The sequence below is a fragment of the Aliidongia dinghuensis genome (genome assembly GCF_014643535.1).
Lineage (GTDB): Bacteria > Pseudomonadota > Alphaproteobacteria > ATCC43930 > CGMCC-115725 > Aliidongia > Aliidongia dinghuensis.
In genome coordinates this window covers 86,310-100,205 of record NZ_BMJQ01000020.1, presented here as the reverse complement: position 1 = coordinate 100,205, position 13,896 = coordinate 86,310, and the positions used below count along the sequence as shown (strand labels likewise).

At 64.1% G+C, this 13,896-nt stretch carries 10 protein-coding genes; 1 reads left to right on the top strand and 9 read right to left on the bottom strand.

The features are described 5' to 3' along the window. Positions 1 to 95 precede the first annotated feature (95 nt). A complete protein-coding gene (locus IEY58_RS29180; protein WP_189051697.1) occupies positions 96 to 1,529 on the top strand; it encodes an NAD-dependent succinate-semialdehyde dehydrogenase in 1,434 nt (477 codons plus the stop codon). Between the two features lie 213 nt (positions 1,530 to 1,742). Here IEY58_RS29180 and IEY58_RS29175 read toward each other — a convergent pair whose 3' ends face one another. The 9 genes from IEY58_RS29175 to IEY58_RS29135 form a co-directional block, all read right to left on the bottom strand. Further along, complete coding sequence (locus IEY58_RS29175) at positions 1,743 to 2,552, bottom strand: NAD-dependent epimerase/dehydratase family protein (RefSeq protein WP_189051696.1); 810 nt, start codon at positions 2,550 to 2,552, stop codon at positions 1,743 to 1,745. 3 nt (positions 2,553 to 2,555) lie between these two features. Next, entirely contained in the window at positions 2,556 to 3,758 is a 1,203-nt protein-coding gene (locus tag IEY58_RS29170) for a pyridoxal phosphate-dependent aminotransferase (protein ID WP_189051695.1), read from the bottom strand. Then, on the bottom strand, positions 3,755 to 5,374 hold the full coding sequence (locus tag IEY58_RS29165; protein WP_189051694.1) for a hydantoinase B/oxoprolinase family protein: 1,620 nt from the start codon (positions 5,372 to 5,374) through the stop codon (positions 3,755 to 3,757). Before IEY58_RS29165 ends, IEY58_RS29170 begins: the two co-directional genes overlap by 4 nt. Then, positions 5,371 to 7,467 (bottom strand): hydantoinase/oxoprolinase family protein, encoded by a 2,097-nt coding sequence (locus tag IEY58_RS29160; RefSeq protein ID WP_189051693.1) that lies wholly within the window; start codon positions 7,465 to 7,467, stop codon positions 5,371 to 5,373. The genes IEY58_RS29165 and IEY58_RS29160 overlap by 4 nt, the downstream gene beginning before the upstream one ends. Beyond that, positions 7,464 to 9,131: a thiamine pyrophosphate-dependent enzyme gene (locus tag IEY58_RS29155; protein WP_189051692.1), complete on the bottom strand. Its 1,668-nt coding sequence runs from the start codon at positions 9,129 to 9,131 to the stop codon at positions 7,464 to 7,466. Before IEY58_RS29155 ends, IEY58_RS29160 begins: the two co-directional genes overlap by 4 nt. A 220-nt stretch (positions 9,132 to 9,351) precedes the next feature. Further along, positions 9,352 to 10,755 (bottom strand): FAD-binding oxidoreductase, encoded by a 1,404-nt coding sequence (locus IEY58_RS29150; protein WP_189051691.1) that lies wholly within the window; start codon positions 10,753 to 10,755, stop codon positions 9,352 to 9,354. Positions 10,756 to 10,815: 60 nt separating this feature from the next. Then, on the bottom strand, positions 10,816 to 11,580 hold the full coding sequence (locus tag IEY58_RS29145) for an amino acid ABC transporter ATP-binding protein (RefSeq protein WP_189051690.1): 765 nt from the start codon (positions 11,578 to 11,580) through the stop codon (positions 10,816 to 10,818). A 10-nt stretch (positions 11,581 to 11,590) separates the two neighbouring features. Further along, positions 11,591 to 12,664, bottom strand: coding sequence for an amino acid ABC transporter permease (locus IEY58_RS29140; RefSeq protein WP_189051689.1), 1,074 nt, complete (start codon positions 12,662 to 12,664; stop codon positions 11,591 to 11,593). 3 nt (positions 12,665 to 12,667) lie between these two features. Further along, positions 12,668 to 13,789: an ABC transporter permease subunit gene (locus IEY58_RS29135; RefSeq protein ID WP_229744035.1), complete on the bottom strand. Its 1,122-nt coding sequence runs from the start codon at positions 13,787 to 13,789 to the stop codon at positions 12,668 to 12,670. Between the last annotated feature and the right edge of the window lie 107 nt (positions 13,790 to 13,896).

Sequence of the window (13,896 nt, the reverse complement as noted above, 5' to 3'; positions counted from 1 at the left end):
GTCATTGGGTTTCCATCGCGTCGTGCCCATGTGTCGGCACGGCCGTCGCCCGACGATCGCTCGATAACGCAGCTTTACAACTCAAGGAAGGTGTCATGTATCCAACCGTCCAGCTTCTCATCGACGGCAATTGGGGGCCGAGTCAATCGGGCAAGACCCTCGACGTTCTGAACCCCGCGACCGGGGAGGTGAACGGCACCGTGGCCCATGCCGACATCCCCGACCTCGACCGGGCGCTCGCGGCCGCGCAAAAGGGGTTCGAGACCTGGCGCCGCATGTCGGCTTACGATCGCAGCAAGATCATGCGCAAGGCGGCCGAGACCCTGCGCACCCGCGTCGACGAGATCGCCCGTATCATGACGCTCGAGCAGGGCAAGCCCTTCGGCGAGGCGAAGATCGAGACGGCGTTCTCGGCCGACATCATCGAATGGTTCGCCGAGGAAGCCCGACGCGCATACGGCCGCGTCGTGCCGAGCCGGGCCGAGAACGTGATGCAGCTGGTGATCAAGGAGCCGGTCGGCCCGGTCGCCGCCTTCACGCCGTGGAATTTCCCGATCAACCAGGCCAACCGCAAGATCTGCGGCGCGCTTGCGGCCGGCTGCTCCATCATCGTCAAGGGTCCGGAAGAGACGCCGGGTTCACTCGCGGCCTATGCCCAGTGCTGGCTTGATGCCGGCTTGCCGGCGGGCGTCATCAACCTTGTCTTCGGCGTGCCGGCGACGATCAGCGAGTATCTGATCCCGCATCCGATCATCAAGAAGATCTCGTTCACCGGCTCGACCCCGGTCGGCAAACATCTGGCCGCCCTCGCCGGCGCCCACATGAAGCGGGTGACAATGGAGCTCGGCGGCCATGCGCCGTCGATGGTGTTCGACGACGCCAATATCGACACCGCAGCCACCATTCTGGGCACCAACAAGTTCCGCAATGCCGGCCAGGTCTGCGTCGCTCCGACCCGCTTCCTCGTGCAGGACGCGGTCCATGACGAATTCGTCGAGAAGCTTGTCGCCCATGCCAAGAAGATCAAGGTCGGCAACGGCCTCGAGCAAGGCACCACAATGGGCCCACTCGCCAACGCCCGGCGCATCCCGGCGATGGAGACGCTGATCAACGATGCTGTTGCCAAGGGTGCGACCATTGCCGCCGGCGGCAAGCGGATCGGCAATGTCGGCAATTTCTTCGAGCCGACCGTGCTGACCGGCATGACCACCGACATGCGCGCGATGAACGAGGAGCCGTTCGGTCCGTTGGCGCTCGTCGGCCGGTTCTCGACCATCGACGAGGTGATTGCCGAGGCCAACCGGCTCGATTACGGCCTGGCGGCCTACGCTTACACCTCGTCGCAGAAGACGCTTCAGACGCTGACGAGCCGGGTCGAGGTCGGCATGCTGTCGGTCAATCATCATGGCATCGCCCTGCCCGAAGTGCCGTTCGGCGGCGTCAAGGACAGCGGCTATGGCTCAGAGGGCGGTACCGAGGCGATCGAGGCCTACCTGAACACCAAGATGGTGTCGGCCGCGGCACTTTAGGCCGGGGCCTGCAGGCCAGTCGCCGCCACTAGAGCCGGATCGGAATGAGTGGAATCGCTTGGCGATCCGCTCATTCCGTGAATCCGTCTCTAATCAAATAGCTAGAGTGCGATGATTTGATCCGGAGCGAAGTGTGGCTGTGCTTCAGGGCTCCGAATGGAGACTGGTCACGGCCACCTTGTATCGTCCCTCCGTTTTGGACGTTCGGGCCGCCTACTTCGGGTCGTCGGGGTGGCCGAGTTCGCAGAACCATCCGCCCAGGTATTTGACCGACGGCGATTTGGGATCGGGCGTAGGCGTGTTCGCCTCGACCGCGGCACGAAACGGCTCGGAGCTATCTCGGGGAATGTAGCCGAGGTGGTCGGCACCGCTGTTGTCGACGGTTTTGACCTTGTTGTCGGACAGGCCGAAGGAAATGGTGTGCCCCACCCATGGTGCCGTCAGCGACGCCTCGACCAGCCGCACGCAGTCGGCAAACGAAAGATAGGACCACAGCATGCGCCGGTCCTTCGGTTCCGGGAAGGACGAGAAGATCCGAAGACAAACCGACTCGATGCCGAACTTGTCCCAATAGAGCCGGCTCAGGCTCTCGACGAAGTTCTTGGAGACCCCGTAGAGGCTGTCAGGGCGAACCGGCGCGTCGACGCCGATATGGTCTTCGATCCCGTGAAAGCCGATCGCGTGAACCGAGGAGGCGTAGATGACCCGCCTGACCCCATGTTTCCTGGCACCTTCGTAGATGTGGTACGAGCCGCGGATATTGGAATCGAGGACGGCCTGCCAAGGGGATTCAAGGGCAGCACCGCCGAAGTGGACGATGGCGTCGCAGCCCTCAGTGGCGGCGATCGTCGCATCCATGTCGGCGAGGTCGAAGACCGCTTCTTCCTCGTGCGGTGCCAGTTCCCCGAAGGGCGTGCGACCGGCGAGGCGGACCGTCTTGGTCAGCGGCGCCAGGCCCTTTCGCAGCTCCGACCCTAAGCGGCCAGCGGCACCAGTGATCAGGATGCGTTCGTAGTGCGGCATGATCTACTCCACTTGCGCCACGGCGGCATTGATCCGTGCGACGGCCTCGGTAAGCACCTCCGCACTGGCGGCCGTGGAGATGCGGAAATAGGGCGATAGACCGTAGGCGACACCCGGCACCGACGCCACGCGGCCCTCGGTCAGGAGATATGTCGCGACGGTGGCATCGTCCGTGAGCTCGACACCTTTGGACGTCCTGCGGCCGATCAGGTTGGCGCAGCCGATATACGCGTAGAAGGCACCTTCAGGGGGTGCGAGCGTCAGGTCGTTTGCCCGCCTGATGCCGTCGACGACGAGATTTCTGCGATCTTCGAAGGCTTTCCTGAACCGGGCCACGTTGTCTTGCGGGCCGTTCAATGCAGCGAGGGCGGCCGCCTGCGCGATCGAACAGACCGACGTGACCGACTGGCTCTGAATCGTCGCCATGGCCTTGATGAGCGGCAGCGGGCCCGCGGCATAGCCGACGCGCCAGCCCGTCATCGCATAGGCCTTGGAAGCGCCGTTGACGATCAGGCTCCGATCCCGGAGCTCAGGACATGCCTTGCCGAAGGATACGAATTCGCGGCCGTCGAAAATGATGTGCTCATAGATCTCGTCAGAGAGCACGAGCACTTGGGGGTGTTTGGCCAGGATCGTGCCGAGCGCCCGCAGGTCCGCCTCGGAATAGACGGCGCCGGACGGATTGCCGGGCGTGTTCAGAAACAGCCACTTGGTTTTCGGCGTGATCGCCTGCTCGAGCCGCTCGGGCGTGAGCCTGAACCCTGTCGTTTCCAGGCATTCAACGACGACCGGCGTGCCCCCCAGCAGCTTTGCCATCTCTGGATAAGAGACGAAATAGGGGGCGGGCAGGATGACTTCGTCGCCGGGTTCCAGCGTCGCCATCAACGCGTTGAAGATGATCTGCTTCGCGCCGTTGGCGACGATGGTCTCGTCAGCCGTGTAGTCCAGCCCGTTTTCGCGCCTGAACTTGCCGGCCACGGCCTCGCGCACCTCGGGCGTGCCCGCAGCACCGGTATAGAGGGTCAGGCCAGTCTTCGCGGCGGCATGGGCGGCTTCGACGATATGTTCCGGTGTCGGGAAGTCTGGCTCGCCGAGGCCGAGGTCGATGACGTCGGCGCCCTTCGCCCGCAGTGCCTTGGCAGCCTGTGACGCCGCCATGGAGGCTGAAGGCTTCACCGCCGAGAGGCGGGACGCGAGATAGCTCATGACTGTGTCTCCGAAACGTAGCCTTTGGAATTGTCATGGGCTCTGGCGGCGGGGTCGCGCTTCGACGGATCGCCATAGCCGCCACCGCCCGGCAGTTCCAGAACCAACCGGCGGCCGGCGGGGACGTGTTGCCAGCCCTTGGGCCGCATGCGTGTGCCGTCGTCGAGCCTCACGACGCCTGGCGCGCCATCCTTGCCGCCGAGCCGTCCCTTGGCCGGATGGCCGACCCGATCGAACATCGCCGAGAAATCGAACTCGTGGCCGTCCGTTGCTGCGATTTCGAGAACCTGTCCGAGGCCGCCGCGGAACTCGCCGTCGCCGCCGGAATCCGGGCGCAGCTCCTTGCGCCAGATCACGATCGGGCCGGTATGCTCCGTCGCCTCGATCGGCATCGTGTGGACGCCCGATGGGAAGGCCGTGGCGGAGAGCCCGTCGAGCCCCGGTCGCGCGCCCATGCCGCCCGAATTGAACATCAGCACCTCGGCGCGGCGTCCCGCGGCACCGTCCACCGGTCGGGCCGAGATGTGGATGTTCCAGAGTGCCGCCGCTCCCTCCGCCAGGATTTTCCCGGGCAGTGCCTTGGCCATCGCCCCCAGCACGAGGTCGGGGACCATGTGACCGATGACATGCCTGAGCGCCACCGGCGCCGGGCGCACCGCGTTAACGATGTTCGTCGGCGACGATACCGTGAAGAAGTCCAACGAGGCGGCGTTGTTCGGGATGTCGGGTGCCACGACGCATTTGAGCGCGAAGCAGGCGTAGGCCTTGCTGTAGATGATGGGCACGTTGATGCCCCAGCGGCTCATGGGCGCGCTGCCTGAGAAATCGACATGCACGTGGTCGTCGCGGGCAGAGACGGTCGCCACGAGTTTTACCGGCTCGTCATAGCCGTCCGTGACGAGCTCGTTGGACCAGCTGCCCTTCGGCAGGGCCTGGATCCGCTCGAGCATCGCCGCGCGTGTGCGTGAGAAGATGAACTCGCCGAGGCCATCGAGCGATGTCAGCCCGATCTCCGTCATCATGTCGACGAGCCGGCGATGGCCGACGTCATTGCAGGCGGCCAGAGAATAGAAGTCGCCGACGACCTGGTTGGGCTCGCGGACGTTGCAGCGCAGGATCTTCACAAGGTCGAGATTGACCTTACCCTTCTCCGCGAACTTCATGATCGGGATCTGGAGGCCTTCCTCGTACACCGACTTGCCGTCGGCGCCGAAGCCGCGCCCGCCGACATCCACCACGTGGGCGGTGCAGGCAAAGAAGGCCACGAGCTCGCCGTCAAGGAACGACGGCGACACCATCGTGATGTCGTGCAGGTGACCGGTGCCTTGCCAGGGATCGTTGGTGACGTAGGTGTCGCCCTCGAACATGTTCTCGCGCGGGATCTCGCGCATGAACTGCAGCACGGCCTCGGCCATGGTGTTCACGTGGCCGGGCGTGCCGGTCACCGCCTGCGCCAGCATCTGGCCCCGGGTGTCGAAGACGCCGGCCGAGAGGTCGCCGGACTCGCGCACCGAGGTCGAGAAGGCCGTGCGCAACAGGGTGAGTGCCTGTTCCTCGACAACCGAGATCAACCGGTTCCACATGACCTGCATGCGGATTTCGCCAATGTCGCTCATGCCTGGCTGCCCTTGCGGATCAGAAGAATAGCGCCGTCGCTCTGGATGGCGGCATCGAAGGAGGTGGTGACGACCGTCGAGGTCTCGCGCTCCACGATCACCGCCGGGCCGCTGACGCGGTCGCCGGTCGAGAGCGCATCGCGCTCGAAGATTGCGTAGGTCTGCAGCGAGCCCTTGGCCGGGTCGAACACCGCGCGGCACAAATCCGCGGGAAGGGTCGTGGTCCCCGCACAGAGCTCGTGATGTGCAGGCGCCGGCCGATTGTCTCTGGCCTTCACGGACCAGGTAACGACCTCGATCTCCAGCCCGTCGAGCCCGTCGATGGCGCGACCAAAAAAGCGCTGGTAGTGGGTTTGGAACCAGTCCGTGAGCTTGCCGGCGGCATCGTCGCCGAACGGCTCGTCGGGCAAGGGCACGGGGATCTCCCAACCTTGGCCGGAATAGCGCATGAACGCGGTGATCTCGCGGACGATGGCGCCGCTGGTCCCCGCTCGCACGAAGCGCTCTGCCGAAGCCGTCAGGTCGTCGAGAAGAGCGTTCACTTCCGCGGCGTTGAATTGCGACAGGCGCGTGAGCCGGGACGCGACCGCCTCGTAGCCGAACGGCGCCTTGAGGAAACCGATCGCCGATCCGACACCGGCGCCCTGCGGCACGAGGCACCGATCGATGCTGAGCTTCTCGCAAAGGCGGGCAGCATGAAGAGGAGCCGCACCACCGAAGGCGATCATGATGTTGTCGGAGATGTTCTTGCCGTTCTCGACCGCATGGACGCGGGCGGCGTTCGCCATGTTCTCGTCCACGACCTCGCAGATGCCGAAGGCGGTGGACATCGCATCGAGCGAAAGGCGCTCGCCGACATCGTTCAGGATGGCCTCTTTGGCGGCGGATGTGTCGAGCGTGATCGCGCCCCCGGCAAAATTATGCGGATCAAGCTTGCCCAGCATCAGATCGGCATCGGTAATGGCCGGTCGTTTGCCGCCGCGTCCGTAGCAAGCCGGCCCTGGCTCGGACCCGGCGCTTTCCGGGCCCGTCTGGATGCGGCCCATCGCATCGACCCATGCGATGGAGCCGCCGCCCGCGCCGATCTCGATCATCTCGATCACCGGGATGGAGATCGGCATGCCGGAGCCCTTGCAGAACCGATAGGTCCGCGCGACCTCGAAGGTTCTGGCCGTGCGCGGCGCATAGTCTTCGATGAGGCAGATCTTCGCGGTCGTGCCGCCCATGTCGTACGACACGACCTTGTCGAGGCCGAAGCGCTGGGCGATGTCGGCCGCGAAGATGGCACCGCCGGCGGGCCCGGACTCCACCAGCCGGACCGGAAATTCCGACGCCGTTTCAACCGAGATGATGCCGCCGCCGGAATGGATCATGAAGATCGGGCAGTCGGCACCCAGCTCCTTCAGGCGCGTCTCGAACCGGGCGAGGTAAGTCGCCATTTGCGGGCGAACATAGGCGTTCGCACAGACCGTGTTGAAGCGCTCGAACTCCCGCATCTGCGGAGAGACCTCCGCACTGATGGAAATGGGAATGTTCAGCTTCTTGCGGAGAATCTCGCGGGCCCGCCGTTCATGCGACGGGTTCACATAGGAGTGGATGAAGCCGATCGCGATGGCGCCGAAGCCGCCGGCGGCGATCGTGTCGGCAATCTCCTCGAGTGCCGCCTCGTCCAGCGGCTGCAGCTCCTGTCCCTCGGCGCCGATCCGGCCCTTGACGGCGAAGCGGTGCTCTCGCGGGATCAGCGGGGTCGGCAGCTGCAGGTTCAGATCATATTGCTCGAACCGGTTCTCGGTTCGCATCTCGATGACGTCGCGGAACCCTTCAGTCGTCACCAGCGCGGTCTTGGCGCCGCGACGCTCGATCAGCGCGTTGGTCGCGAGCGTCGTGCCGTGAATGACGATGTCGATGTCCGCCGGCGAGATCCCGGCATCGCGGGCCACGATCGCGATGCCGTCGAGGATCGCCTGCTCGGGGGCGGAATAGTTGGTCAAGACCTTGGTCGAGAAGATCTTTCCACGCAGGTCCAGGGCGATGTCGGTGAACGTGCCACCAATGTCTGCACCCAGACGAATAGTGTCCTTGTTGAAGCTCATGACTTGGCCCTCTGCGAGGCGAGCGCGGCATCACGCATCTGGGAAAGGGTTTGGCGAGGCGTCAAAGCCTCCGGGGAAATGTCGAGGTCGAGCACGGCGCCGGTCGCCGATGCGAGCGCCCGCCGAAATGCCGCGGCGAAGTCTTCAGTCGAAGCGATCCGCTCGGCATGGAAGCCATAGGCCTGGGCGATGGCCACGAAGTCGGGGTTTTCGAGCGCAGTCCCCGACACTCGGCCGGGATATGTCCGCTCCTGATGCGCGCGGATCGTGCCGTAAATGCCGTTGTTGAGGATGAGCACGATCGGCTGGGCGCCGGCCTGCATCGCGGTCCCGAGTTCCTGGCAGGTCATCTGAAAGTCGCCGTCTCCGGCGAAGCAGACGACGGTGCGGTCGGGGAAGGCCACCTTGGCGGCAATGGCCGCGGGCAGGCCGTAGCCCATGGCGCCCGACTGCGGCGCCAGCAGCCGCGCCTTGGGGCCGAATTGAAAGAACTTGTTCGGCCAGACCGTGAAATTGCCGGCGCCGTTGGTGAGGATGACGTCCTCCGGCAGGTGTTCCCGGAGCCACGCCGTGACCGCGACCATGTCGACCGGCCCCGGCTGGACCGGGGCGTTGAACGTCGCCGCATAGTCCTGGCGCGCCTGGGCCCGCCATTCGGCCCAGTTGCCCGCGACCGGTGTCAGTGCCGCGGCAAATGCATTCGGGCCGGCGTGGATACCAATCCAGGGCACATAGATCTTGCCGATTTCGCGATCCGACCCGTGGACGTGGATCAGCTTCTGGATCGGTTCGGGCACGGCCAGCAAGCTGTATCCGTCGGTCGTCATCTCGCCGAACCGCACGTTGATGGCCAGGATCACATCAGCGTTCCGGATCAGGGCCTTGACGTGAGGCGCCATGCCGACGCCGGCCTCGCCGGCGAATACCGACGAGTGGTTGTCGAACTGATCCTGGAACCGGAAAGCTGCGACCACCGGAATGTCCGACGCCTCGGCGAACGCCTGAAGCGCCGTGCGCCCCTCTTCGGACCAGTTCGTCCCGCCGACGAGGATGACCGGCCTTTGCGCCGCGGCGAGCATTGCGCGGGTGGCGGCAACGGCCTTTGCGTCGGCGGCAGGCTCGAAGGTCGTCGCCGGCCCGCGAAGAGGGGAGGCGGTCGTGACGCTGGCAAGCATGTCCTCAGGCAGTGCCACGACGACGGGCCCGGCACGGCCGGTCAGCGCCGTGGTCCATGCCCTGGCGACGATTTCGGGCAGACGCGAAACGTCGTCGATCTCGACCGCCCATTTCGCGAGCGTCCCAAATGCGGCCCGGTAGTCGACCTCCTGAAACGCTTCGCGTCCCTTCATGTCGGTGCCGACCTGACCCACGAACAGGATCATGGGCGAGCTGTCCTGCATCGCCGTATGCACGCCGATCGTGGCGTTGGCGACGCCGGGGCCACGGGTAACAAAGCAGATGCCGGGCGTGCCTGTGAGCTTGCCGTAGGCCGACGCCATGAACGCGGCACCGCCCTCGTTGCGGCACAGGATGTAGTCGAGGCGGCCAGCGGTATCGTGGAGCGCGTCGAGCACCGCGAGGTAGCTCTCGCCCGGAACACCGAAGCTCTTGGTCGCGCCTAGCGCGATCAGGCATTCGACAAGAAGTTTTCCTCCGGTACGCATAAACGGTCGACACCCTCAAGCTAAAGTCGAATCGACGTGATTTATCGTTGATGGAAGATCTGCGTAAGCGGAGCTGCGAACAACGTTAGCTCGGTCGGCATATTCGCAAGCACTGGCTTCTAATCGCGCGTTGTCGCATCTCTTCTTTCCTGATCCAAGATGCCCGTTGGCGAGCCGAGGCGTAACCAAGAAAACCGGTCTATTGGAAAGTTCTTCTTTGCTATGGCGCGTGAATCAAGACGCCCGGATTCATTGTCCCCTTTGGGTCGAACGCCGCCTTCAGTCGGGCCATCAACGTTCGCTCGGCGGCGCTTCTGTTCCTCTCCGCGAGAGCAATCTTGGCGCGGCCAAGCCCATGTTCGGCTGCGAAGCTCCCACCCATCTCGCCAGCGAGCGACGCCAATGCCTGCGCGAGGACCGGAGCCTTGTCGCTGAAGTCCATAGCGCCCACAGGGGGAGAAAGATTGTAGTGGATATTGCCATCGGCGAGATGGCCGAAGGGATTGACGCGCACGCCAGGAAGAATCTCGTCGCAAATTCTGGCAGCCGCCTCGATGAAGTGCGCGATTTTTCCTGGGGGCACGGACAAGTCATGCTTCAACTGGGCGCCCTCGAGGCGTTGTCCCTCCGGCTGTTCCTCCCGCAAGCGCCAGAAGTGGGCTCGTTGCGCATCGGAGCTCGCGAGAGCGCCATCGATGATCAGCCCCCGCTCCATGCCCTGCTCGAGCGCGCCGGCAAGAATATCGTCAAGGGGTACTTGTCGCGAACCGGACCCGAGCTCGATCAAAAGGTACAACGGTGCGCGGGCCGCCAGGGGAAAACTGAGGTCCGGCAGGTGTTTGAGGGTGAGGGCCAACCCCAGTTCCGAGAAGAACTCGAGGCCGGACAGGAATTCGCCGGCCTCCTCGCGTAAGTAAGTGCCGAGTGCAACGGCCGCTGCGAAATCAGGTACCGCGACGAGAGCACTTCCGCGCTGCTTGGGTGCCGGATAGAGCCTCAGCACCGCACGGGTGATGACGCCCAGCGAGCCCTCGGACCCGCAGAAGAGCTTGCGCAACTGATAGCCCGCGTTGTCCTTCTGTACGGCCCTGAGGCCGTTCCAGACCGTCCCGTCGGCGGTCACGACCTCCAGCCCTTGGACGAGATCCTGCATCATGCCATAGCGAAAAGCCTGGCTTCCGCCCGCGTTCGTCCCGATGAGACCGCCGATGCAGGCGCTGCCCTCGGCGCCGAGATGCATCGGGAAGATCAGACCGTGCGGCTCCAACGCCTCGTGGAGTGCGGCCAGAACGACACCGGCCTCCACAAGGATCGTTCCGCTGTCTCGGTCCGGCTGTCCGATTGCCGCCATCCGGGCGAGAGAAAGGATGACGGCCCGAGGTTGGTCGGAGACCGCGCCACCGCACAGGCTCGTATTGCCGCCTTGCGGCACGACGGCCAGGCCGGCGCCGGAACAGAGCCTGAGGATGCCTGCGACCTCCGCGGTATTCGCCGGCCGCGCGACGCCCAACGGCGCGATACCGTATCGATCGAGCCAATCGCGCCGATACGGCTTGGTGTCGTCTCCAGAAAGCCAGCCTTTCGCTCCCAGCAGCTGGAACAGCGACGCGGAAGGATCAATCATGACTTGGCCTGCGCGGGAATAGGTGTCGCTTTCAATGGGGTTCGGGCTCGAGTGCGTCACTCAGTGATGGAGCACCTGGGACAAGAACAGCCGGGTGCGCTCGTTCCGGGGAGACGTGAAGAAGCGCTCCGGCGACGCCTCTTCGACGATTTCTCCCTGATCCATGAAGATCACCCGGTCCGCCACGCGTCGGGCGAACCCCATCTCGTGGGTGACGCAGATCATCGTCATGCCTTCGGACGCGAGCGTCACCATGACGTCGAGCACTTCTGCGATCATTTCCGGATCGAGCGCCGACGTCGGCTCGTCGAACAGCAGGATCTGCGGCCGCATGCAGAGGGAGCGCGCGATGGCAACGCGCTGCTGCTGACCGCCCGAGAGCTGGCCCGGGTATTTCGCGGCTTGGTCCGGAATACGGACCTTTTCCAGATACTGCCGGGCGGTCGCTTCTGCTTCCGCGCGGGAAATTTTGCGTACGAGCATCGGTGCCAGCATGCAGTTCTCGAGCACTGTCTTGTGCGGGAACAGATTGAAATGCTGGAAGACCATGCCGACTTCCCGGCGGATTTCGTCGATCCCGCGCACGTCGTCATTGAGCTCCGTCCCGAGGACCACGATCTTGCCGGTGCTATGGCTCTCGAGCCGATTGACACACCGGATCATCGTCGACTTTCCCGAACCGGACGGGCCGCAGACGACGATCCTCTCGCCTCGGGAAACCGCCAGGTTGATATTCCGGAGCGCCTGAAAGCTCCCGTAAAACTTGTTCATGCCCTCGATTTGGATGGCCGTTGCGCAAGATGTCGCCGGGGTCTGGGTGGTCATAGGCGGCTCCTTACCGAGGGCCTATCGACGTGCGTCGTTCGAGATACGCGCCATATCGCGACAGGCTGAAGACGAAAACAAAGTAGATGAAGGCGATGAACGCGTAGACTTCGACATAGGCGAAGGTCCACTCGCCGGTCCCGTAGGCAGCATTGCCTGAGGCCAGGATTTCAAAGAGTCCGACAATGATGACCAGCGAGGTTTCCTTGAAGGAAATCACGAACTGATTGATCGTTGCCGGCAGAGCATTGCGCATCGCCTGAGGCAGCAGGATATGGCCGATCCGCTGCCGATAGCTGAGGCCGAGGGCCAGGGCCGCCTCTTCCTGGCCGGCGGGCACGCCCTGCATGCCACCCCGGATGATCTCAGCCTGATAGGCCGAGAAGAAGAGCGCTGAACCCAGCATGACTCGGTAGAGCTTGTCTCCCTGGAGCCATTGAGGCAGCGCAAACGGCAGGACGACGGCGAAGGTGAAGAGGATCGAAATGAGCGGGAGGGATCGGACGGTGTCAATGATGAGGCCGGTCGTGCGCGAGATCCACGGCAGCTTCGACCGCCGCAACAGGCAAAGGCAAAGCGCCAGCGGAAAGCCGATGAGGCAGGTTGCAACGAAGATGAACAACGTCAGCGCCAGGCCGCCCCAGGCCTCTTCGCCCACGCGGGGAAGACCGAGGATCCCGCCCTTCATCAGCCCGTAGTAAAGCGTGGCGCCGACGACCCACACGGTCGCGATGCGTCGCCCGGTCCAGAAGGTCGGCATACAGCTCAACACCGTGATGACGACGACCGTCAGGCAGGCGAGCGCCGACCGCCACTGCTCGTCGTAGGGATACAATCCGAAGAGGATGATGCGCCAGCGCGCCGTAATCACCGACCAGCAGGCGCCTGCCGCTGCCTTGCAAGCAGCGGGGCCGCCGCTTGTGCCGAAGACTGCCGAGAAGACCGCCCAGTTCAAAAGCTTCCAGGCGACGAAGACGAGGATCGCCAGGCAGCACAGAGACACGACCGCTTGGACTGGCGTCGCAGAGAAGCGCAATTCCAATGCCGGCGGCTTTTCGGGATAGGATGGTGCGGATATCGCCATGACTCAGCCCCGAAGTTGATTGCCTTTGAGCGCAATCGCCTTGTTGATCCGGTTGAAGATCGCCGCCAGGCTCAGGTTGATCGTCAGGAACCCGGCCATCAGAATGCCGATCGCTTCCAGCGTCTGGCCCGAATGGTTGATCGCGAGCGCCACGATCATGAAAAAGTCGGAGAAGCCGACGGCGATGCCCATCGTCGTCGCCTTGATCAGCCAGACATACTGGTTGGCGAGGATCGGCAGCATCGCTCGGAGCGCCAGCGGCAGTCTCACGAGCACGAAGATCTTCAATGGGGCGAGGCCCAGCGATTGGGCCGCCTCGAGCTGGCCGCGCCCGACGGCCTTGAACCCGCCTCGAACGATTTCGCCGATGTAGGCGCCGCCATAGATGGCAATCGCTATGACGAGTGCTGAGAATTCCGATGAAACGCGAAGGCCGCCGCGCAGGTTCAGCCCCTGCAAGGTTGGGATGTCGAGCATCGGTGCATTCGGCGCGCGACCCACAAGCAGGAACAGCAGGACGAGCGCGAGGCCTGCGGCCAAGGCAAGCAGTTGGAATGTGCGCCGTTCGCCCACGGGACGGTCGAGATAGGCCGTTCGCCCCAGCCAGAGCGGCGCCACGATGGCGCCGATCGCGGCCAGCACAGCGGCTGCCAGCGGCCAGGCCCCGACGTTCAAGGCGGGGACGTAGAAGCCGCGATTGGTCAGCGTCGCGCCCAGGAATTCCTGGGCATTGCGCGGCGTCGGCAAATGCGTAATGACCGCGTACCAGAAAAAAACCTGAAGAATCAGCGGAATGTTTCGAAAGAAGTCGACGTAGGCCCGCCCGAGCAGCTGAGCCATCAGGTTTGACGAGGTTCGGGCGAGGCCAATGATGGTTCCGACGACGGTCGCAAAGAAGAGGCCGAAGGAGCCGAGGAACAGTGTGTTGGCGATGCCGATGACGAAAAACCACCAATAGGGATCGTTCGCCGAGCTCGGCAGCAGCGAGAAGTTCACATCCCAGCCGGTCGACTTGAAGAGAAAGTCGAATCCGGAGGTAATGCCCTGCGCCGCGAGATTCTGTCGGGCGATCAGGGCGCCACTGATGACGATTGCCCCAAGCGTGCCGACGTAGAGCGCTTGCAACAGTGCGTCTCGGACCTTCTGATTTCTCAGCAGACTAAGCATCGTCCGGCCTTTCGCGAGAGCGAGGTGGGGCTCCGCCGGGTAGGCGCCTGGTGGAGCCCCTACGC

Excerpts from the sequence above, each read along its gene's own strand:
- IEY58_RS29180 (WP_189051697.1), top strand. The coding sequence starts at position 96 with ATGTATCCAACCGTCCAGCTTCTCATCGACGGCAATTGGGGGCCGAGT.
- IEY58_RS29175 (WP_189051696.1), bottom strand. The coding sequence starts at position 2,552 with ATGCCGCACTACGAACGCATCCTGATCACTGGTGCCGCTGGCCGCTTA.
- IEY58_RS29170 (WP_189051695.1), bottom strand. The coding sequence starts at position 3,758 with ATGAGCTATCTCGCGTCCCGCCTCTCGGCGGTGAAGCCTTCAGCCTCC.
- IEY58_RS29165 (WP_189051694.1), bottom strand. The coding sequence starts at position 5,374 with ATGAGCGACATTGGCGAAATCCGCATGCAGGTCATGTGGAACCGGTTG.
- IEY58_RS29160 (WP_189051693.1), bottom strand. The coding sequence starts at position 7,467 with ATGAGCTTCAACAAGGACACTATTCGTCTGGGTGCAGACATTGGTGGC.
- IEY58_RS29155 (WP_189051692.1), bottom strand. The coding sequence starts at position 9,131 with ATGCGTACCGGAGGAAAACTTCTTGTCGAATGCCTGATCGCGCTAGGC.
- IEY58_RS29150 (WP_189051691.1), bottom strand. The coding sequence starts at position 10,755 with ATGATTGATCCTTCCGCGTCGCTGTTCCAGCTGCTGGGAGCGAAAGGC.
- IEY58_RS29145 (WP_189051690.1), bottom strand. The coding sequence starts at position 11,580 with ATGACCACCCAGACCCCGGCGACATCTTGCGCAACGGCCATCCAAATC.
- IEY58_RS29140 (WP_189051689.1), bottom strand. The coding sequence starts at position 12,664 with ATGGCGATATCCGCACCATCCTATCCCGAAAAGCCGCCGGCATTGGAA.